Genomic DNA, 21,465 nt, shown 5'->3' with positions numbered 1-21,465 from the left:
AGGCCCTTTTTTATGTCAATTGTAAAATAAATAGTTACTAGTAATATGTCTGCAATTAACGTAAAGTTTTATGGCAGCGCTGTCATTTTTGTTAGGGTAATTTTATAAATTACTCACTAGGATGAAGCTATGTAAAGTAAATCTAGTTAAGATACTTACTAAAATATAGATAACTATAACTAAAGATCGCAACAAGAGAATGTTTTATGGAAGCCACCGTGTCAAATAAGCAAAGTAATTTTATACCCATGGCGATAGTCGCCACTCTATTTTTTATACTCGGTTTTGCAACCTGGTTAAATGGTTCATTGATGCCTTACTTAAAGCAAGTATTGCAACTAACGCCATTTCAGGCATCGCTGATTTTATTCTCTTTTTATATTGCAGTAACATTTACTGCAGTACCATCGGCGATGATTATTCGTAAAGTCGGTTATAAAAATGGTATGGCTCTGGGCATGGGCACCATGATGGTTGCTGGTTTACTATTTATCCCTGCAGCAAAAACACAAGTATTCGCACTGTTTTTATTCGCCCAACTTGTAATGGGAGCTGGGCAAACATTACTGCAAACTGCGGTGAACCCGTATGTGGTTCGTATTGGGCCAGAAGAGTCTGCTGCGGCACGTGTTAGTATAATGGGTATTTTGAATAAAGGTGCAGGTGTAATTGCCCCGATTGTATTTACAGCCCTAATTTTAAGTGACTTCACAGGTTCTGTAGGTAAAGAGTTAACCCAGCTCGAAATCGATGCAATGGCAAACAGCTTAATCTATCCTTACCTTGGTATGGCTTTATTTATCGGTGCACTTGGTTTTGCGGTAACAAAAATGCCGTTACCAGAACTATTAGATGACGAAGAGCAAGGTCAAAAAGGTCAAGTGAAAGCGGCTTTGGCACACCCAAGCTTAGCGCTAGGTGTTGTTGCATTATTTGTATATGTTGCTGTTGAAGTAATAGCCGGTGATACAATTGGTACTTTTGCTTTATCGCTAGGTGTTGAAAAATACAGTGTAATGACCTCTTATACTATGGCTTGTATGGTGCTAGGTTACATTATTGGTATAGCACTAATCCCACGCGTAATATCTCAGCAAGCTGCTTTAAGTGTATCAGCCATTCTAGGTAGTATTTTAACAGTGGTCATTGTAGTGAGTGATTCAAGCTCAGTAGTTGTTGCAAACGCATTAGGCTTAGAAGTGCAATTACCTGATACACTATTAATGATTGCTGTGTTAGGATTCGCAAATGCAATTGTTTGGCCTGCTGTATGGCCATTAGCCCTTTCAGGTTTAGGTAAGCTAACCAGTGTAGGTTCTGGCTTATTAGTAATGGGTATTGCCGGTGGCGCATTTGGTCCGTTGTTTTGGGGCTTAGCCAGTGGTGGTGTTGACTCTGCTGACGCACAACAAGCAGCTTATATTGTAATGTTACCTTGTTATTTATTTATCCTTTTCTATGCTGTTAAAGGTCATAAAATGAAAAGCTGGAAGTAAACGAGTTACAAGGTTAAAGGTTAAAGGTTATAGGTACAAGGTGAAAGTTTAACTTGGTAGAACCTAGAACCGAATTATTGAAAAGAATTTCTATAATGTAGAAATAATCCCGTGTGTAATGCCACCGAAAGGTGGCATTTTTTTGTCTGCAAGAAAGTGGTTTTCGCGTCAGCAAGTTTAACACCTACGGAGTTTAATATTTTACATGTAGGCGAGTGGCTTGCCACCGCGAAAGGTGTATTTATAAAGAGGTCATGAGGTACAGCACTTAAGAGGGCAGCAAAGTATGGTTGTCTTGCAGGACGTGCTTTAGCGCGTCAATTTTATATACACTTAAATATTGGAATGTCGCCATAAATGACAACCTACAATGGTGTTAGGTTTATACCCACAGTCCGTTGCTTGAAACATATGATTTTCTTTTAGCTAGGAATGTTTGGCTTTGCTATATAAATAAGAAGAAAATTAAGATTTGATATTTAACTAAGAGAGGAAAAGATGGGGCGATTGACGGGGCTTGAACCCGCGACAACCGGAATCACAATCCGGGGCTCTACCAACTGAGCTACAACCGCCACAACACACCTTGTTTGGTGTGGCGCGGATAATACATAAAATTATAAATCTTGTGAAGGGGTAAAAGTAAAAAAAATAAAAAAAAGTAGAGAATTAATCATTTTGTATAAAAATGATTCTTTTCATGCTGTGTTCATTTTACAGGATTAGAATTGCGCGCTCAGAAAATTCGTATTCTCCATGTACTTTTATACGACTATATAAATTAATCTAAAAAATAAGTTCAAATCAGATATAATTTAACCAGCAAACTGCTTAACCTCACATCAGGAGTGAAAATGGATACAATACTAAACTGGATAAACGAAAACTCAGGATTGATCCTGCATTACGGCATACAAGTGGTTATCGCACTCGTGATCTTTATATTGGGCGGGCGCATTGCCAAATTTTGTGCAAAGTTAACCGAAAAAGCCTTCGACAAGAAAAAAGTAGATAAAGCGGTCTCTTCTTTTGTTTCAAGCATTGTATACGCGATTGTTTTTATAGCGACTATTTTAATGGCGCTGTCGCAAGTGGGTATCGAAACTACTTCATTCATTGCCATTTTAGGTGCTGCAGGTTTAGCAGTTGGTTTAGCGCTTCAAGGGTCGCTAGCTAATTTTGCTTCTGGTGTGCTTATTATTTTACTTCGCCCATTTAAATCAGGCGATTATGTTGAAGCTGGTGGTAAGGCTGGTACGATTAAAAAAATAGAAATATTCTATACAGAAATGCGTACTCCAGACAACAAAGTGATTGTAATGCCTAATTCTAAAATTATGTCAGATGCAATTATAAATTACTCTCGTGAGGCAACACGCCGTATTGATTTGGTTATTGGTGTAGGTTACGACGCCGATTTACGCAAAGCGAAAGAAGTCCTTAAGTCGGTACTTGATAACGAATCACGTATTTTAAAAGATCCTGAATATAATGTATCGGTTTCTGAACTTGCTGATTCAAGCGTTAACTTTATTGTGCGTCCATGGGTTAATGCTGCAGATTATTGGCCGACTTACTGGTCATTAATGGAAAATATTAAAATCGCACTTGATGATGCAAACATTACTATTCCATTCCCACAAATGGATGTGCATTTTCACAAAGAAGATTAATACATAAAGCACGCAGGCTCTATTGCAGGTTATCGCGATTTTAGCAGCGTGCTCTTATTTAACATTAAGTAGCAAAGGTTATTTTTTAAATGAAATTAAAGCTTTTATCAATTTTAGTTGTAGCAACAGCAGCAACTAACGCATTCGCTGAAGAAACCCAAACATGGGACATTACCAGTGAGCTAGGTGCCATCATTACTAGCGGTAATACTGAAACCACAACATTAAAAGGTGGTATCAAAGCATTACATAACTTAGAAAACTGGAATAATGAATATAAGGTTGATGGTCTTTATAAAGAAGACGAAGTCGAAAATAGTGCTGGCGTTAAAGAAACGCAACGTACCAATGAAAAGTACTCGCTTTCAGCGCAAGGCAATTATAAGTTAAATGAAGATCATTCACACTTATATATCTACGGTTCGTATGTTTCTGATTACTTCGGTGCTTACAGAAACGAAGCCGTAATTTCGGCAGGTTACGGTCAACGTTTTATTGACCGTGCAGATATGTGGTTAAATGCTGAGATTGGTCCTGGTTACAAGTATTTTGAATTCCCTGAAGGCAGCGTTGATGAAGACGGTATTCCAAATGCAGGTGATACTGACAGTGAAGTTATCGCGTTAGGCAAACTAGATTATAATTGGCAAATTTCGGATAATGCGAAATTTACTCAGTTAGTGTCTGTTGAATATGGTGATACTAATACTAAAACACGTTCTGAAACGGCTTTACTAGCTAAAATTAATGGCTCGTTACAAATGAAAGTAGCTTATAACATCACCAACAACTCAGTTGTTGCAGATGATAAAGAAAGCACTGATACAGAGACGTCATTGACTTTAGTTTACAGTTTTTAACATTTTATTTAGTTAAAATGACATTTAACTGCAATAAAGGGGCTTCGGTCCCTTTTTTATTTGTGCTTAAATAATGTAGAATAGCCAATCTTTTTGGCCGTAGAACTAGGGACGCACCTATTTGTGATGTTATTTAATCGAATTTTAATAACTTTGATACTCTTTTTTTCTGCATTTACGTGGGCATTCACGCCGAGTGCTGCGCAAATAGAGCAGTTTAAAAAGTTGCCAAAAGCACAGCAGGAAGCCCTAGCAAAGCAGTACGGAGTAGACCTTTCAAGCCTTACAGGTAAGGGTAATTCACAAAGTACAGCTCAGGAGCAGCCAACAATACAGCCTCGACTTCAAGTTGAAGATGAGGTGTTAACTGACGATGAGCGCTTTGAGCCTAAAGAAAATGAGCTTAAACCGTTCGGTTATGAGTTGTTTGCTGGTGAACCAACAACATTCATGCCTAATGAAAGCGCTGCAGTGCCTGATACGTATTTAATAGGTCGTGGCGATCAGTTAAATATTAACTTTTATGGTAAAGAAAGTGAAAGTCATGAAGTGGTTGTTGATCGAGAAGGCCGTATCAGTATTCCTAATTTAAGCCCTGTTCAAGTCGCTGGATTAACATTTGCGGAAGTAAAAGAGTTAATTACGGCAAAAGTAGAACAAGAAGCCATAGGTATAAAAGCGTTTGTATCAATAGGCCAGTTGCGCAGCATTCGCATTTTAGTGCTAGGTGAAGCGTATAAGCCAGGAAGCTACAGTGTTTCTTCATTGACCACAGTTTCTCACGCCCTATTCATAAGCGGCGGTGTATCAGATATCGCCTCTCTGCGTAATATACAAGTTAAGCGTGCAGGTAGAGTTGTTGCACGTTTTGATTTATATGACCTATTAATTAAAGGCGACAGCCGTAGCGATATAGTATTGAAGCCAGGCGATGTAGTTTTTATTCCTTCTGTGGGTTCGCAAGTGGCGGTCGATGGGCTAGTAAAGCGTCCTGCAATTTTTGAATTAAAAGAAAATGAAAATGCTCTCGATTTATTAAATATGGCAGGCGGTTTAAAGCCTGAGGCGTATGCCAAAAAAGCCGTTATAGAGCGTTTTAATAACCATAACAGAAAAGAGATACTTTCAGTTGATTTTACCGCTGAAAATATACTTTATACGCCAAAAGACGGTGATTTCATTCGCTTTAACCCAATCAGCTCGCAGTATGACAATTCAATTAGTATAGTGGGTGCTGTTGCACGGCCTGGTCATTATCAATGGCATGAAGGTAAGCGTATTTCAGATGTGTTTACTTCGGTTAAAGGTGACTTGCTGCCTCAAGCAGATTTAGGCTACGGCTTATTAGTGAGAGAAGTTAATGTTGCTGGCGATATTGATGTATATCAATTTGACATAGCACAAGCCATTGTCAAAGCGCCTAAGCATGATCTAAAGCTTTATGAAAATGATAAAATACTCGTGTTTAGCCGCTATGAAGAAAAAGCGGTGGAAGAGCTTGCTCTATCAAATTTAGCGTTAACGGAGGCACAACAAGAACTTCAGCTAAAAGCTAAGCAGTGGCATGAGTATCAGCAAAAAGAGTTTGAACGCTACATAGGCGTTTCGGATGAAGATCCGTTTGCAGAGGATAATAAACAGAACAATAAACAGAAAAACCTTACACTTGCACAAATTGCAAAGCAGCGAGCAGGGATAGAAGATAAAGAATTCGAACCAGAAGATTATGCTTTTTTCAGCAGACATAATTTATTGAAGCCAATAAAGGCAAAGTTAAAGCAACAAGCATCAGTCGCTAACGCTATGAAGCTAGTCGAAATTAATGGTCATGTGACGTACCCAGGTGTATATCCTTTAACTATAAATTCGGGTGTAAATGAATTAATAATGGCAGCAGGTGGTTTGTTGGAGTCAGCATATACTGAGCAAGCTGAAATAACTCGCATAGTTGCTAATGACTCTTCTAAAGTTGAGCATATTAAATTTAATTTGGAAAAAGCGATATTACAAGAAGATGGCCAAAACCACATTCTTAAAAGTAAAGATAGTCTGAATATTTTCTCAATTCCCAACTGGCAAGAAAATGTAAAAGTAGAGCTTAAAGGGGAAGTTAAATTTCCAGGGGTTTACACCATACGTCGTGGAGAAACTTTAACAAACCTACTTGCCAGAGCTGGCGGTTTTTCTGAGTTTGCAGAAGAAAATGCAGCAATATTCACCCGTGAATCAATTCGTCTGCAAGAACAAAAGCAGTTAGCTAAATTGTCAGAAGATTTACGCCGAGATATTGCACAAAAAAGTTTTGAAAATTCAGTCGGTGGCACGTCACTCTCTTATGATGAAATGAATAAATTACTTACTGATTTAGCCGATGTAGAAGCTGTAGGCCGATTAGTAATAGATCTACCGTTAATTGTTGCAGATAAGCAATCATTAGTTTTACAAAATGGTGATGCCTTGTATGTACCGAGTAAACGTGACTCTATTAGTGTGATTGGTGAGGTAAATTATTCAACGTCGCACCTTTATAAACCGGGTATATCTTATCAAGATTACATAACGTTAAGTGGTGGTTTAAAAGAACGAGCGGATGATGAAAGAATTTATATAATTAAAGCGAATGGTTCTGTTGTTATTCCAGATACTGGCACTTGGTTTGCTGTGAATGACGATAAGCATTTAGAAGCTGGTGATACGATTGTAGTACCTCTTAACTCTGATTATATGGACAACTTAACACTGTGGAGTACTGCAACGCAGATTGTTTATCAACTTGGTGTAGCTGTTGCTGCTATTAGTAGTATTTAAGGGGTAGCATGTGAGCCAAAATAAACTACATGACGATGAAATTGACTTAAAAGAAATAATAAATGCTGTAAATACGCATCGTTGGTTTATTATTATATCGGTGTTCATTGCAGCGGTATTGTCGGTGTCTATCGCGCTATATATACCTGATAAGTATAAGTCAGATACGCTTGTAGCCCCAGTGTCTAGCGATAACGCAGGTGCTCTTGCCGGATTAGCTTCGCAGTTTGGTGGATTAGCTTCAATGGCTGGTATCAATCTATCTGCAGGAGGAGACGATAAATCAGTATTAGCTCTTGAAGTACTAAAAAGTCGTCAGTTCTTAATGGCTTTTTTGGCTGATAACAACCTAGCTAAAGATATACTTGCTGCAAAAGGTTGGAACTCCGCTAGTGATGAAATGCTCTATGATGAAGATATATACTTCAACAACGAATGGGTTAGAAGTCCACCAAAATCTAGACCTGTTATACCTACAGCCCTAGAGGTTTATGAAGAGTTTTTAGCTAATAACTTAGTTGTTTCAGAAGACGAAGAAACTGGCTTTTACCGAATTTCGGTCATTCATTATTCACCCGTGTGGGCTAAAGAAGTACTAGATAAACTGATGCTTGAATTGAATGCGACCGTTAAACGAAATGATATTAATGAAGCTGACAAAAGCATAGCCTACATTGAGAAGTCTTTAGCATCTACCAATAATGCAGACATGATGAATGTGTTTTTTCAATTAATTGAACAGCAATATCAAGTGAAAATGTTGGCAACGGTGAAAGCTGATTACGTATTTAAAACAATTGATCCACCTATCGTCGCAGAGGAAAGGCACTCTCCATCTAGAGCATTAATTTGTGTTATTGGGGTGTTTTTAGGAGGCTTTATGTCAATTTTCGTCTCACTTGTTCGTTATTTTTGGAATAAATAAGAGCCATCTATGCTTTATGCTTATTTAATTACTTTTGTAATATCGTTAATATCTGTTTTTATATTGCACAGATTGGCTGATCCTTTAGGGCTTTTAGATAGGCCTTGTACGCGTAAAGCTCATCAAGGACATGTGCCTTTAGTGGGTGGAATGGCTGTTTTTTTTGCATCCGCGCTTGGTTTATTGTTTTTCTTTGGGCCATCAAAGTTTTTAAACTTATTTATTGTTTCGTGTTCATTAATGGTATTCATTGGCGTTTTAGATGATAAATATGATTTAAGTGTAAGATCACGGCTGATAGGTCAGTTTCTAGTTTCTTCAATACTTATTGCTGGTTTAAACACTTATATTTATTCGCTGGGTAATGTTTTTTATTTTGTTAGCTTTGAATTAGGTCTTTTCGGTATTGTATTCACGTACCTTGCAGTTATTGGTGCAATCAATGCATTTAATATGGTTGATGGTATAGATGGGCTATTAGGCGGGTTAAGCATAGTCTCGTTTTCAGGGATTGCTATATTAGCTTACAAAAGCCACTCAAATATGTTGTTTGTATTTTCTACGATCTTGATCGTATCAATACTCCCTTATTTGATGGCCAACTTAAGTGTTTTTCCATTTAAAAACCGCAAGGTCTTTATGGGGGATGCAGGCTCAATGTTTATTGGCTTAGCGATTGTTTGGTTAGTTGTTTTTGGTACACAAAATACTTTCATAGGTGAAGCAACTTTTCGACCTGTAACAGCGCTATACCTCATTGCTTTACCATTAATGGACATGGTTGCAATAATGTTTCGCCGCCTAAAGAAAAAACAATCACCGTTTAAGCCTGATCGCAATCATATGCACCACATTTGTATGCGGGCAGGGTTTAGTGGCAAACAATCACTCTTTTTATTATGTTTAGTAGCAATGCTTATTATGGGTATTGGCGTTTTACTTGAACTTATGCAGGTGCCTGAGTGGTTATCACTATTAATTTTCATGATTTTGTTTGGTTTGTATAACTATTTCATTAGCCACGTGTGGCGAGTTGTGAAGTATATTCGTAAGTATTCTCAAGGAGAAAGTGAAAATGGCTAGAGTTATCACATTCGGAACATTCGATGTTTTTCATGTTGGTCATGTTAGAATATTAAAGCGCGCGGCAGCGCTTGGCGATGAGCTGATTGTTGGGTTGTCTTCTGATGAGTTAAATTTTAAGAAGAAGGGCCGCTTACCTGTTTATTCACAAAATGACCGTGCTGAAATAATTAGTTCATTAGGATTTGTAACTGAAACCTTCTTTGAAGAGTCTCTTGAATTAAAAGCGGAGTATATAAAACAGTTTAATGCTGATTTACTTGTTATGGGTGACGATTGGCTAGGTAAGTTTGATTGGGTAAAAGAGCAGACCGATTGTGAGGTTTTGTATTTACCAAGAACACCTTCTATTTCTACAACAGAAATTATTGAAGTAGTTAAAGCGCTATAATTCATCGATGGGAAAATTACTCTACTCTGTTATAACAATTTTATCGCGATTAGTTTCTGGATTGTTTATCTTTTACTTTCTCGCAATTTATCTCAAAGTAGATGATTTTGGGCGCGTCACGTATTTTTTTACTGTTGCAGTAATTGTGGGTTTGTTAATCGATTATGGTTACAACTTAAAGTTATCTAGAGATGCAGTATCGAAGAAAGGTATGTTACCTGAGTTAATTGGCATTGCACTGTGCGTTAAAAGTATTAATGCACTACTGTCATTTTTGTTTTTATTTCTATTATCAGTACACTTTTCTTTAGATGGCAATGAAATATTACTTCTATCTCTATTTGTATTATCCCAGTTTATTCAGTCATTAGGTTTCACCTTATACCCATTGTTAAGAGCTGAAGGGAAATTTAAAAAAGAAAGCAAATTAGCAATTATTAATAATTTAACTGTCTTTTTTATTTTTATTGCTGCGGTGCAATTCGAATTACTAGCACTTTATGCGATGGCGATAGGCTTTATTTGTGGACGTAGTCTAGTGCTTATTGCGTTTATAAAAAGTGACTATTTTAAACAAGCTACTTTTAACTTTAAATTATTAAAAAAAGAGTATGCTATTTGTTTTTCATTCTTCATTCACGCGGCCGTTGGTTATCTATATTTTAATTTAGACACGGTATTGATCAAAGACTTTGTATCTTTTGAAGAGGTGGGTAAGTACCAGGCTGCAATGAAATTTGTGCTTGCTGCGACATTTTTAGGTGAAGCCATTACCAATGTCTATGTACCTAAAATGATAAATGAAGGATTTAAAGATAATCGTATTATTTTAAGTTTTCACCTTAAAGTACTTAAGCAAATGGTGGGGCTTGGGTTATTAGCAGGTGTTGGCTTTTACTCACTAGCATTGTATGGCACAGAATTCATATTAGGAGCAGAGTATACTGTTTCTTGGTTTGTCATACTTCCTTTAGCGTTTGTTGTATTTTTAAGGTATGTGGGTGTTTATTTTGGCATGTTATTAACCATAGTAAATAAACAAATAACAAGAGTGGTAGCTGGTGTTGTTGCCTTGTTTACACTGATTATTTGTATTGAGTTGTTTGGTGCTAATCATGGTATTGCTGGGGCTGCGTATGCTTCTTTAATTGCGCATATTACGGTTATGCTCATTTATGTTTATAGTGGAATAAAAGAGCTGAGGCAAAATAATGTTTTACAGATTAATTAGCCGAGTTCTGTTTCGCTTACTACTTATATTTTCATCAAACAAACGCAAGTACAGATTATTTGGTTGTGCGTTTGGCTTTAGAGACAACAGTAAATATCTTTTTTTGAGTATGCAAAAGCAAGCAGGTTGTTTCTGGGTTGCTAAAAATGCAACTGAATATCAATTGCTGCAATCTCAACAGTTACCCGTTGTTTTACATGGTACAAAACAATGGTCACACAAAGTAAAAAACTGTAGAACAGCCTTTTTTACTCATGGAATTCATGATGTAGCTCCAGCACTTGCAAAAAGCACTATTAAGGTTAATTTATGGCATGGCGTGCCGTTAAAGAAAATGGGTTATGATTCAGCGGTAGATTTGAAACAAATAAAGCGTCGTAAGAGCTTTCTACTAGCCGACGTATACAGTCAATGGGATTACCTACTTGCAAGTAATGCACACTCAGTTAATGCTATGGCTTCAGCTACCCGTCTGCCTTTTAGTAAAATATTAGCTGCTAGGCAACCAAGAAATGATGTATTACTGACCCCATCTACAACAGAAAAAATCATAACGTATATGCCAACGTTTAGAGATGACGGTTCAAATGCGCATATTACGGAGTTATTAAAGTGGTGGCCAAACGTCTATGCTAACACTGGTTATAAGCTCTGTTTAAAGTTACACCCCCTAGAAAAAGTAAAAATTTCTGCAAACGACGAGCCATGGTTAGTAGCGCCTGCTTCGCTTTCTCAAAGTGGCGAAGTACAGGAGATTTTGCAACAAACAGAAATTTTAATAACAGACTATTCATCTGTGATGTTTGATTTTGCTATCACACAACGTAAAGTCATTATTTATGCACCAGATATTGATCAATATCTAAAATTACGTGGCGCTGGCTTTTACATAGAACTTAATACGCTGGACGTTTTTAATCAAAATGTGAGCAGCGAGCGTGACCTTATTACTCATATACTTAGCCCAATTGAAAAGAGTAATTTGACGGATTTTTCTGACGATCTTAGCTTTGTAACCATGGATGAGCATATAAAAAGGCTGAGCCTTTAAATGTACACCAGTAAACTACTCGTAATACTTACACTAAGTGTACTGTTTTTAGGAGTTTCACCTTATCCACAAATACACTTCCAGTTAGGTTTTTATTTATTAACATTGGCAGTGGGTGCAAGTTTGTTAATCATAGTTCCGCCGGTAATGTTAAATAAACGCATTGCACTTTTTAATCACCCAATCGTAAACTTATTTTTAATTCTAAATTTAGTTGGAATTGTAGGTGCCCTATTAACAGGTAATGGTATTTCTAGGGTTGTTAAAGAAGTTGCCATTTTTATAGCGCCAGTTGTTTTTTACTTTTTATTAATTAATACCTTCCCAATTCAGCGAGACAAAAGCCAAAAGGTGTTTTTTAGAGTGCTACTCATAACGTTAATAACGCTATGTTTATTTCAGCTTGTTTATTATCCACTTGGATTCTTAAATTTTTCTTCTCGATACGAGTTTAGACATCATTATGTGTTGTTTTCTAGTGTGTTTTTACTGCTATTTCCACTGTCAGTTATCAACATAGAAAAGAAGCTAACTCGTATTTCTATGGTGCTAGTATTTTCTTTAGTGATTATTTTAACATTATCACGGGATTTCCAACTTTACATATTTTTATTGTTAGTTGCTTACTTCCTTTATAGGTGGAGTAAACAACTGTCATACATTTACATAGCTTGCTTTTGCTTATTCCCATTTATGTATATTGGCCTTGCTACCTATATGTATCAATCAGGCAGCATAGATAAAAGTTCAATGTGGCGCTTTATTGAGTTGATGTCATTTGCGGCTCATGTGTTAAAAAATCCAGCCGTATTATTAACTGGGGATTTCTTTGGTTCATACCTAAAAACGATCGAACCAATAATTATTTTTGGTGAAGCTATTGATGAAATACCACGGTTCCATAACTTTTGGTTGTATCTGTTGTTTAAATTTGGCTTGATATGCACTCTTACCGTTTATATAAGTGCAATCGTTTATATTTATAAGCTAATCAGAAAATCTCAATTAGGCTACTACACAGGCTTTTTACTGGCATATATGCTATTTGTTAATGGCAGTTTTTGGGGCAGTTTTACGCAAATTCCGGCAGTGGCAATTTTATTTGCATTTATTTTATACATTTCTAAGAAGGTAACGAAAGATGAACGTTCTTTATATAACTAGACCAACCGTGTTCTCAGGCCCTGGTGGCGACACAGTTCAACTTTTAAAAACTGCCGAATATTTAAAATCGTACGGTGTAAACGTAACCATTGCAGATACGGCTGAGCCGGACATGGATGGCTACGATTTAGTGCATTTTTTTAATCTGCGCAACCCACAAGACTTACTAGTGAATGTGAGACGCGCAAACAGTAAAAAGCTGCCAATGGTACTTTCAACTATTTGGGGATCATACCAAGAATGTGATATTAAAACTCGTACTGGTTTAGGTGGGTTTCTTGCACGTAACGTTTCAGAGTATAAACTTGAGTATATAAAGGTCATTGCTAGAGCGTTTGTAAATCGAAACTTTTCAAAGGGTATGCTGAACTATTTTTTACTTGGGCATCGCTCTGCTCTTAAAGAAATTGCCAGCACTGTGGATGTGCTCTTACCCAATAGCCCTACTGAATTAGAAAGAGTCAAGGAAGATACGGAAACACCCGATAAGCAAGGCCAAGTAGTGGCTAATGCAGTAGATTTAAGTATTTTTGATTATGATAATGTCGTTGTTGAAGAAAAATATAAAAAGTTTCAAGGGTGCATTTTATCTGCGGCAAGAATTGAAATACGAAAGTGCCAACTTGATTTGATAAGAGCCGTAAAAGGTACTTCACATCAATTGGTTATTGTTGGCAAGGCAAGTCCAAACAGCCAATACTATTATGATCAATGTAAGTTAGAAGCAGGGGACAATGTTCACTTTATTTCACATGTTGATCACAATGAATTGGCTCAATTATATAAAGTTGCAGCAGTTCACGCGTTAATATCATGGATGGAAACACCAGGGTTGTCCACACTAGAAGCTGCAGTAATGGGTTGTAATGTAGTAGTGACAGACCGAGGCGATACCAAATACTATTTTGAAGACTTTGCTGAATATGTTGAGCCTGATGACCCTGTGTCTATTTTGGCGGGGTTAGAGCGAGCATTGAATAAGCCGTTTGCAATTGGCTTAGAAGAGCGTATTAAAAATAACTTTACTTGGCAACATACTGCAGAAGAAACCTATCAAGGGTATAATATGGCGCTAAAAGGTCATAAAGCATAAACATACTTCTAGAGTAAGTATAAATGCTAACTTTTAACTAATTTGTGTAAATAATCGTAAGTTAAAAGAATTTTACATAGACCGTTCTTATAAATAAGCAGGTAATTATAATGGCAATTTCTGTAGTGGGTACTGTTGGTGTGCCCGCTTGTTATGGTGGTTTTGAGTCACTCGTTGAAAACTTGATTCCATCTGAAAAAATAGATTTAATCTATTGCACGCGTAAAGCGTATAAGCAAGAGCTAAGTGAGCATAAAGGGTGTAAGTTAAAGTACTGGTCATTAGATGCAAATGGTGTGCAGAGCATACCCTATGATGTGGTTTCTATTTTTCACTCTTTACTATTTACCAAAAATGACTTGCTTGTTTTAGGTGTGTCAGGTGCTATTGCCATTCCATTTTTTAAGCTGTTTTCTAAGCGTAAAGTTGTTACCAATATTGATGGGCTCGAATGGAAGCGCGCTAAATGGGGTAAAGCTGCAAAATGGTTTTTAAAATTTTCAGAGAAAGTAGCGGTTAAATTTTCTGATACGGTTATTGCTGATAATGCGGCTATAGCTGAGCATGTACTAGATGCTTATGATAAAAAAGCAACTGTCATAGCATATGGTGGAGATCATGCGGTAACAGAAAAGGTAAGTGATACCAAAGACGACTTCTCACTAGCGCTTTGTCGGATCGAGCCTGAGAATAACGTTGAAATGATTTTAAACACGTATTCACAACTCCCGTCAAAAAATTTAAAGTTTATTGGTAACTGGAATAATAGTGAGTTTGGACAGCACCTTAAAAAGCAGTACTCTAAATTCACTAATATAGAAATTATTGATCCTATTTATGACTTAGCTGAACTTTTTAAATTAAGAAGTAAAGCAAGTAGCTATATGCATGGTCATTCTGCCGGTGGCACCAACCCATCGCTAGTCGAAATGATGTTTTTTAACTTACCTATTTACTGCTTTGATTGTAATTATAATCGTGCTTCAACAGAGAACAAGGCAAGCTACTTTTCAAGTAGTGAGCACTTAATTAAACAGTTAACTGCGGATGAAGGTAACGAAGCTAACGCGGCAAATATGTTAGAAATTGCAGAGCGTCGTTATACTTGGCGTATAGTAAAGCAACAATATGAGGGATTGTTCAATGACTAAAGGAATTATTCTCGCAGGAGGCAGTGGTACACGCTTATACCCACTTACAAAAGTAGTAAGCAAACAATTAATGCCAGTTTACGATAAGCCTATGGTTTATTATCCAATAGCCACATTAATGAATGCAGGCATAAAAGATATATTAGTGATCACCACGCCAGTAGAGCAAAGTAAGTTTAAAGAGTTACTTGGTAATGGTAGCGAGTGGGGTATAAATATTGAATATGTTGCTCAACCGTCACCAGACGGCCTTGCACAGGCCTTTTTATTAGGTGAAGAGTTTATAGGTGATGACAACGTTGCGCTGGTACTGGGTGACAACCTATTTTATGGTCATGACTTAGTAAAATCGTTAAAAAGTGCCGTTGCACGTAAACAAGGTGGTACTGTGTTTGGGTATCATGTTGCAAATCCAACCGCCTATGGCGTTGTAGAATTTGATGAAAATGGTAAGGCTATTTCCATAGAAGAAAAACCTGTAGAGCCAAAATCAAACTATGCCGTACCAGGTTTGTATTTCTTTGATAATAAAGTGGTTGAATACGCCAAAGCGGTTAAACCTTCTTTGCGTGGTGAACTTGAAATCACCGACGTGATAGAGCGCTACCTAGAAGCCGGTACATTGAATGTTGAAATAATGGGTCGTGGCACTGCTTGGTTAGATACCGGAACGCACGACAGCCTTTTACAAGCTGCACAATTTATTGAAACCATTGAAAAACGCCAAGGGCTTAAAGTCAATTGCCCCGAAGAAGTTGCGTATCGCATGGGGTATATCAACGAGCAACAATTACGAGATTTAGCCGAACCATTGCGTAAAAGCGGTTATGGTGAATACCTACTCAGCTTACTTTCTCATAAGGTATTTTCATGAAAGTTATAGACACAGCCATTGCTGATGTGAAAATTATTGAGCCAACCGTTTTTGGTGATGAGCGTGGCTTTTTTATGGAAACATTTCGTGATGATTGGTTCCGTGAAAACATTGCTGACGTCACATTTGTACAAGATAACCATAGTAAATCAGGGCAAGGCATTTTGCGCGGCTTACACTATCAAACTCAGCAAACACAAGGCAAGCTTGTGCGTGTAACCGCAGGTGAGGTGTACGATGTGGCCGTTGATATGCGCAAACACAGCCCGACTTTTGGGCAGCACGTAGGCGTGTTACTCAGTGGCGACAATAAACGTCAATTATGGGTGCCAGCGGGGTTTGCGCACGGCTTTTATGTGACCAGTGAAAGCGCTGAATTTGTTTATAAATGCACAGATTATTACGCGCCAGAGTTTGAACAAAGCGTGCTGTGGAATGACCCTGCTTTGAATATCCAATGGCCACTCGTAGGCGGTAAATCACCGCTATTATCGCCCAAAGACGAGGCTGGTTTACTGCAAATTAACGCGCCCGCTTTTTAAGAGAATAAAATAATGAGTAAAACAATCGTTGTAACAGGTGGCGCGGGCTTTATTGGTTCAGCTTTAGTGCGCTTTTTGATAAATGAAACGGCACATACCGTGGTTAACTTTGATAAGTTAACTTATGCAGGTAACCTAGAGTCACTGCGTTCAGTTGAAGACTCTGAGCGTTACCACTTTGTGCAAGGGGACATTTGTGACCGCGGCACAGTATCAGCACTGTTTGAGCAGCATCAACCAGACTTTATTATGCACTTAGCCGCAGAGAGCCATGTGGACCGCTCGATTGATGGTCCTGGTGAATTTATTCAAACAAATGTTGTAGGTACATATGAGTTGCTTGAAGCGGCTCGCAGTTACTACAATGGCTTGAGCGAGACTAAAAAGGCGGGTTTTCGTTTTCACCACATCTCAACAGATGAGGTATACGGTGACTTAGGTGAAACTGGTTTATTCACTGAAGAAACATCTTATGAGCCAAGCTCACCTTATTCAGCATCTAAAGCAGCATCAGACCATTTAGTTCGTGCATGGCACCGTACTTATCAATTACCAGTTGTACTTACTAATTGCTCGAATAACTACGGCCCTTATCATTTTCCAGAGAAGCTTATTCCGTTAATTATTTTAAATGCCTTAGAAGGTAAGCAATTACCTGTTTACGGAGACGGTAAGCAAGTACGTGACTGGCTGTTTGTTGAAGATCATGCCCGTGCGCTTTATAAAGTGGTGAGTGAAGGTAAGCTTGGTGATACCTACAATATTGGTGGTTTTAATGAAAAACAAAATGTTGAAGTTGTTACCACTATTTGTAATCACTTAAATGACTTAATTAAAGATAAGCCTGCTAACTTAACCGACTTTAACGAGCTGATTACATTTGTAGCAGACCGTCCAGGGCATGATGTACGTTATGCTATTGATGCAACTAAAATCAACAAAGAGCTTGGCTGGCACCCAGAAGAAACATTTGAATCTGGTATTTTAAAAACCATTCAGTGGTACTTAGATAACCAAACGTGGTGCAAAAACGTGCAAGATGGCAGCTACCAACGTGAACGCTTAGGTAGTCACTAATATGAATGTGCTCATTATTGGTAAAAATGGTCAAGTGGCATGGGAATTACAACAAACGTGCCCAAGCCATATTACAGCGCATGCACTAGGGCGTAATGAAATAAACATTACCGACCCACAAAGTATTGAGCAGGTTATTACAAAGCTAAAGCCAGCGGTGATTATTAATGCATCAGCCTATACGGCAGTTGATAAAGCCGAATCAGAGCAAGATGAAGCCTATTTAATAAATGCAACAGCGGTTGAGTATTTAGCCAAAGCAGCAACAAAGCACGCTATACGCTTACTGCATATATCAACTGATTTTGTGTTTGATGGTAGCAAAAACACCCCTTATAAAGTGGATGACCAAACCAACCCAATTAACGTGTATGGTGCGACAAAGTTAGCGGGGGAGCTGGCCATAAAAGCACATTGCCCTACAAACTCAGCAATCGTGAGAACGTCATGGGTGTATTCAAGCCATGGTAATAACTTTGTCAAAACCATGCTGCGCTTAATGGCTGAAAAAGACGAACTTAACGTAGTAAGCGACCAAATAGGGTGCCCAACGAATGCAACTGGCTTAGCTAAGTACTTATGGCAGTTAGCAGAGCAAGAGGCACTTGAGCCAATTAATCATTACAGTGATTTAGGTGTAGCCAGTTGGTATGATTTTGCAGTAGCGATTCAGCATTGTGCTTTTGAGCAAGGTATATTGAATAAAAAAATACCTATCATGCCAATACCAAGTTTAGCCTATCCAACGCCAGCAAAGCGCCCAGTATTTAGCTTAATGCAGCAAGGTAATAGCGCAGCTTCAGTGCATTGGCACACCCGTTTAAAGAATATGATAGCGAGTTTTGTATAATGAAAATATTAACTGTTTTTGGTACCCGCCCAGAAGCCATAAAAATGGCACCATTAGTCCTTGCTCTAGCACAAGAGCAAGCTATTGAAGCAAAAGTGTGTGTAACGGCTCAGCACAGAGAAATGCTAGACCAAGTGCTAGAGCTATTTGATATAAAGCCCGATTATGATCTAAATATAATGCGTTCAGGGCAAGATTTATTTGATGTAACAAGTAAAATTCTATTAGGGTTACGTGATGTAATCGATGATTTTAAACCAGACTGGATACTTGTTCATGGTGATACAACAACCACATTAGCTGCATCAATGGCTGCTTTTTACAAGCAAGTTAAGGTAGGTCATGTTGAGGCCGGGTTACGCACTGGTAATATTTACAGCCCTTGGCCAGAAGAAGCTAACCGCACAATCACCGGGGTAATTGCAAATCGTCACTTTGCTCCTACTCAGGGGTCGGCCAATAACTTATTAAAAGAGCACGTTAAACAAAGTGATATTGTTGTAACGGGTAATACTGTTATTGATGCGTTATTAAAAGTTAAACACGACGTTTTAAATTTACCTGAGTATCAAACAAAATTTAAAGCGCAATTCGCCAGTGTGACAAGTCAGCCATACGTGTTAATTACAGGGCACCGCAGAGAGAGTTTTGGTGGAGGTTTTGAGCGAATTTGCGAAGCCATTGCAACGCTTGCTAAACAATATCCAGATCATAACTTTGTTTACCCTGTGCATTTAAACCCAAATGTGCAAGAGCCGGTGAATCGACTACTCGCAGGTTTAAACAATGTTAAATTAATAGAGCCTCAGGATTACTTGCCGTTTGTATATTTAATGGATAAGTCTGAATTGATCCTAACAGACTCTGGCGGTATTCAAGAGGAAGCGCCAAGTTTAGGCAAGCCTGTTCTTGTAATGCGAGATACAACTGAGCGCCCAGAAGCCATTGAAGCAGGAACAGTTAAGCTTGTTGGAACAAACAGCGATAAAATTGTTGATGCAGTATCTAAATTACTTTCAGATAGTGAGCTTTACCAAGCAATGAGTGTTGCCCATAATCCATATGGTGATGGACACGCTTGCGAAAAAATTATTAAGTCATTGCTGCAAAAGTAACTTTAACAGTAATCCAAAATTTTAAATTAACTCCCCCATTGAACATGAATATATTTAATGGGGTTTTATATAGACAGTAGTAATAGCTGTGCGTATAATCCCCATGCTTATATTTCAGGTAGAAATAGCAAAAGCAAAGAAGTCAGTATTTTAGGGATTGATATGGATAGTTGGTACTTATTATTTTGTAAGCCGCGCCAAGAAAAGCGTGCAAAAATCAATTTACAAAACCAAGGGATTGAAGCGTTTTTTCCTCTATTAAAAACAGAAAAACTCATTAAAGGTCGTCGCACTTTTAAAGAATCTGCATTATTTCCAAATTACCTATTCGTTCGTTTGAATTCACAAAACTGTAACTTTGCTGCGGTAAAAAATACCCGTGGCGTGAGTGGTTTTGTGTCGTATGGTGCGTCATATCAAATAGTACCTGAACATCTGGTTTCTGAATTACAAAACTTTAAACCAAATTTAAATATAAACGACCTGCCAAGCGCGGGTGATTTAGTGTACCTAAATAACGGCTCATTCAAAGACGTACAAGCTATATTTAAAGAGCCCGACGGCGACATGCGAAGTATATTACTAGTAAACCTACTTAACCAAAAAATAGAAGTAACAGTAGATAATAACGATATAAGAAAAGTAGGGTAAAGTTGAAAAGGTTCTAGGAGCTAGGGAAGAGACTAGGAGCTAGGGAGGAAACTAGGAGCTAGGGAAGTAAAAAACCGAGACAAAAGTATTTTGTAGACGAGTGGCTTGCCACCGTGAAAGTATTATGTAGCAGCGATTTTATATCGCGTTGTTAAGTGATTTATTCACAAAGAGATAAAGAGACGCTGCGCTTAAGAGGTAAATGGTTTAGGAACAAATGAATTGAAACATTTATCCTTGTTTGCCTCATTTATTCTCATAGTGTTCTCTTTGTGCAAAGAGTGGTTTTCGTAGGAGCCGGCTTTAGCCGCGAAAAATTGTAAAAGAGGTTTACTCACAAAGAGGTTAAGAGACGCTTTGCTAAAGAGGGAAAGGCCCAAAGAAAGAAACTAAGGGCCTGGAGAGTGAAAAATTTATTTTGCTCTTCTCATTTACCCTCATTGTGTTCTCTTTGTGCAAATAGGTTTAAGTTATTTATTCACAAAGAGGTTAAGAGGCGCTGCGCTTAAGAGTCGGGAAGTAAAATATTTATTTTTGTTTTCTCATTCCCGCTCATTCATTTCTCTATGTGAAAAATGGTTTTAGCGAAAGACTTTGACCTTGCACCTTAAACCCTAAAGTTAATCAGACCGTAGGAACTGCAACCTAGGGGCGGAAGCGTGCCCGAAGGGCTAGACAAGCAAATAGTTTTGTAAATGATTTATTCACAAAGAGGTTAAGAGACGCTGCGCTTTAGAGATAAACAATAGTTTAGGATAAGTATGGATACTGATCTTCTCACACAAAAAGTTATAGGCTGCGCTATAGAAGTACATAAACAATTAGGACCAGGTTTATTGGAATCCACATATGAATCTTGCCTTCTGTATGAGTTGGGACAAATTGGTCTTAAAGTCAAAACTCAAGTTCCTCTACCAATTTGCCACAAGAGCCTTGAGATTGAAGCTGGTTATAGATTGGATTTATTAATATCTGACAAATTAATAATCGAGTTAAAGTCTGTTGATAAACTATTGCCAATTCATTCGGCACAGATTTTAACGTATATGAAATTGACACAAATCAATGCTGGTTTATTGATAAATTTTAATACGACAAAGCTTATCAATGGAATTAAGCGGCTTAATTTAAACTTCTAAAGTATATATGTTTAAGTGATTTATTAACAAAGAGGTTAAGAGGATGCTGCGCTTAAGAGGAAGATATAAATAAATGGGTATGTCTTCTCATTTACCCTCATTGTCTTCTCTGTGTGCAAAATGGTTTTGTAGGCGAGTGGCTTGCCACCGCGAAAGGTTTAAGTGATTTATTCACAAAGAGGTTAAGAGGATGCTGCGCTTAAGAGGAAGATACAAATAAATGGGTATGTCTTCTCATTTACCCTCATTGTCTTCTCTGTGTGCAAAATGGTTTTGTAGGCGAGTGGCTTG

19 protein-coding genes and 1 tRNA gene are annotated in these 21,465 nt (G+C 37.8%); 19 read left to right on the top strand and 1 reads right to left on the bottom strand.

The features are described 5' to 3' along the window. Positions 1-206 precede the first annotated feature (206 nt). The gene (nagP, locus tag ACHUE3_RS18185; protein ID WP_394193732.1) at positions 207-1,496 is read left to right on the top strand and encodes an N-acetylglucosamine MFS transporter NagP; all 1,290 of its coding nucleotides are present in this window, start codon (positions 207-209) and stop codon (positions 1,494-1,496) included. Between the two features lie 499 nt (positions 1,497-1,995). Here the strand turns inward: nagP and ACHUE3_RS18180 are convergent. Further along, positions 1,996-2,071 (bottom strand) — tRNA-His (locus tag ACHUE3_RS18180). 279 nt (positions 2,072-2,350) lie between these two features. Between ACHUE3_RS18180 and ACHUE3_RS18175 the strand changes: the two genes are divergently transcribed. The 18 genes from ACHUE3_RS18175 to ACHUE3_RS18090 all read left to right on the top strand — a co-directional run bounded on the left by ACHUE3_RS18175 (position 2,351) and on the right by ACHUE3_RS18090 (position 21,174). Next, a complete protein-coding gene (locus tag ACHUE3_RS18175; protein ID WP_394193731.1) occupies positions 2,351-3,169 on the top strand; it encodes a mechanosensitive ion channel family protein in 819 nt (272 codons plus the stop codon). An 89-nt stretch (positions 3,170-3,258) separates the two neighbouring features. Beyond that, the gene (locus ACHUE3_RS18170) at positions 3,259-4,029 is read left to right on the top strand and encodes a DUF481 domain-containing protein (protein WP_394193730.1); all 771 of its coding nucleotides are present in this window, start codon (positions 3,259-3,261) and stop codon (positions 4,027-4,029) included. Positions 4,030-4,155: 126 nt separating this feature from the next. Next, the gene (locus tag ACHUE3_RS18165; protein ID WP_394193743.1) at positions 4,156-6,837 is read left to right on the top strand and encodes an SLBB domain-containing protein; all 2,682 of its coding nucleotides are present in this window, start codon (positions 4,156-4,158) and stop codon (positions 6,835-6,837) included. Between the two features lie 10 nt (positions 6,838-6,847). Further along, complete coding sequence (locus ACHUE3_RS18160; RefSeq protein ID WP_394193729.1) at positions 6,848-7,762, top strand: Wzz/FepE/Etk N-terminal domain-containing protein; 915 nt, start codon at positions 6,848-6,850, stop codon at positions 7,760-7,762. 9 nt (positions 7,763-7,771) lie between these two features. After that, the gene (gene wecA / locus ACHUE3_RS18155; RefSeq protein WP_394193728.1) at positions 7,772-8,845 is read left to right on the top strand and encodes a UDP-N-acetylglucosamine--undecaprenyl-phosphate N-acetylglucosaminephosphotransferase; all 1,074 of its coding nucleotides are present in this window, start codon (positions 7,772-7,774) and stop codon (positions 8,843-8,845) included. Further along, positions 8,838-9,236: an FAD synthase family protein gene (locus tag ACHUE3_RS18150; protein ID WP_394193727.1), complete on the top strand. Its 399-nt coding sequence runs from the start codon at positions 8,838-8,840 to the stop codon at positions 9,234-9,236. Before wecA ends, ACHUE3_RS18150 begins: the two co-directional genes overlap by 8 nt. A gap of 7 nt (positions 9,237-9,243) precedes the next feature. Continuing rightward, positions 9,244-10,467 carry an oligosaccharide flippase family protein gene (locus ACHUE3_RS18145; RefSeq protein WP_394193726.1) on the top strand — a complete coding sequence of 408 codons (1,224 nt, stop codon included), beginning with the start codon at positions 9,244-9,246 and terminating at the stop codon, positions 10,465-10,467. Further along, positions 10,448-11,518: a CDP-glycerol glycerophosphotransferase family protein gene (locus tag ACHUE3_RS18140; RefSeq protein WP_394193725.1), complete on the top strand. Its 1,071-nt coding sequence runs from the start codon at positions 10,448-10,450 to the stop codon at positions 11,516-11,518. The genes ACHUE3_RS18145 and ACHUE3_RS18140 overlap by 20 nt, the downstream gene beginning before the upstream one ends. After that, a complete protein-coding gene (locus tag ACHUE3_RS18135) occupies positions 11,519-12,682 on the top strand; it encodes a hypothetical protein (protein ID WP_394193724.1) in 1,164 nt (387 codons plus the stop codon). Beyond that, positions 12,660-13,775, top strand: a complete 1,116-nt coding sequence (locus tag ACHUE3_RS18130; RefSeq protein ID WP_394193723.1) for a glycosyltransferase family 4 protein — start codon at positions 12,660-12,662, stop codon at positions 13,773-13,775. The genes ACHUE3_RS18135 and ACHUE3_RS18130 overlap by 23 nt, the downstream gene beginning before the upstream one ends. Positions 13,776-13,885: 110 nt before the next feature. Beyond that, positions 13,886-14,926: a DUF1972 domain-containing protein gene (locus ACHUE3_RS18125; protein WP_394193722.1), complete on the top strand. Its 1,041-nt coding sequence runs from the start codon at positions 13,886-13,888 to the stop codon at positions 14,924-14,926. Beyond that, on the top strand, positions 14,919-15,800 hold the full coding sequence (gene rfbA / locus ACHUE3_RS18120) for a glucose-1-phosphate thymidylyltransferase RfbA (protein WP_394193721.1): 882 nt from the start codon (positions 14,919-14,921) through the stop codon (positions 15,798-15,800). Before ACHUE3_RS18125 ends, rfbA begins: the two co-directional genes overlap by 8 nt. Continuing rightward, on the top strand, positions 15,797-16,342 hold the full coding sequence (gene rfbC / locus ACHUE3_RS18115; protein WP_394193720.1) for a dTDP-4-dehydrorhamnose 3,5-epimerase: 546 nt from the start codon (positions 15,797-15,799) through the stop codon (positions 16,340-16,342). The genes rfbA and rfbC overlap by 4 nt, the downstream gene beginning before the upstream one ends. A gap of 12 nt (positions 16,343-16,354) precedes the next feature. After that, positions 16,355-17,419, top strand: coding sequence for a dTDP-glucose 4,6-dehydratase (gene rfbB / locus ACHUE3_RS18110; RefSeq protein WP_394193719.1), 1,065 nt, complete (start codon positions 16,355-16,357; stop codon positions 17,417-17,419). A 1-nt stretch (position 17,420) separates the two neighbouring features. Continuing rightward, entirely contained in the window at positions 17,421-18,269 is an 849-nt protein-coding gene (rfbD, locus tag ACHUE3_RS18105; protein WP_394193718.1) for a dTDP-4-dehydrorhamnose reductase, read from the top strand. Beyond that, entirely contained in the window at positions 18,269-19,384 is a 1,116-nt protein-coding gene (gene wecB / locus ACHUE3_RS18100) for a non-hydrolyzing UDP-N-acetylglucosamine 2-epimerase (RefSeq protein WP_394193717.1), read from the top strand. The genes rfbD and wecB overlap by 1 nt, the downstream gene beginning before the upstream one ends. A 162-nt stretch (positions 19,385-19,546) precedes the next feature. Then, complete coding sequence (rfaH, locus tag ACHUE3_RS18095; protein WP_394193742.1) at positions 19,547-20,035, top strand: transcription/translation regulatory transformer protein RfaH; 489 nt, start codon at positions 19,547-19,549, stop codon at positions 20,033-20,035. 761 nt (positions 20,036-20,796) lie between these two features. Beyond that, positions 20,797-21,174 carry a GxxExxY protein gene (locus tag ACHUE3_RS18090; protein WP_394193716.1) on the top strand — a complete coding sequence of 126 codons (378 nt, stop codon included), beginning with the start codon at positions 20,797-20,799 and terminating at the stop codon, positions 21,172-21,174. Positions 21,175-21,465: the final 291 nt, after the last annotated feature.

The organism is Pseudoalteromonas atlantica, from assembly GCF_043641955.1.
Classification (GTDB): domain Bacteria; phylum Pseudomonadota; class Gammaproteobacteria; order Enterobacterales; family Alteromonadaceae; genus Pseudoalteromonas; species Pseudoalteromonas atlantica_A.
This window is presented reverse-complemented; position numbering and strand designations above follow the sequence as displayed.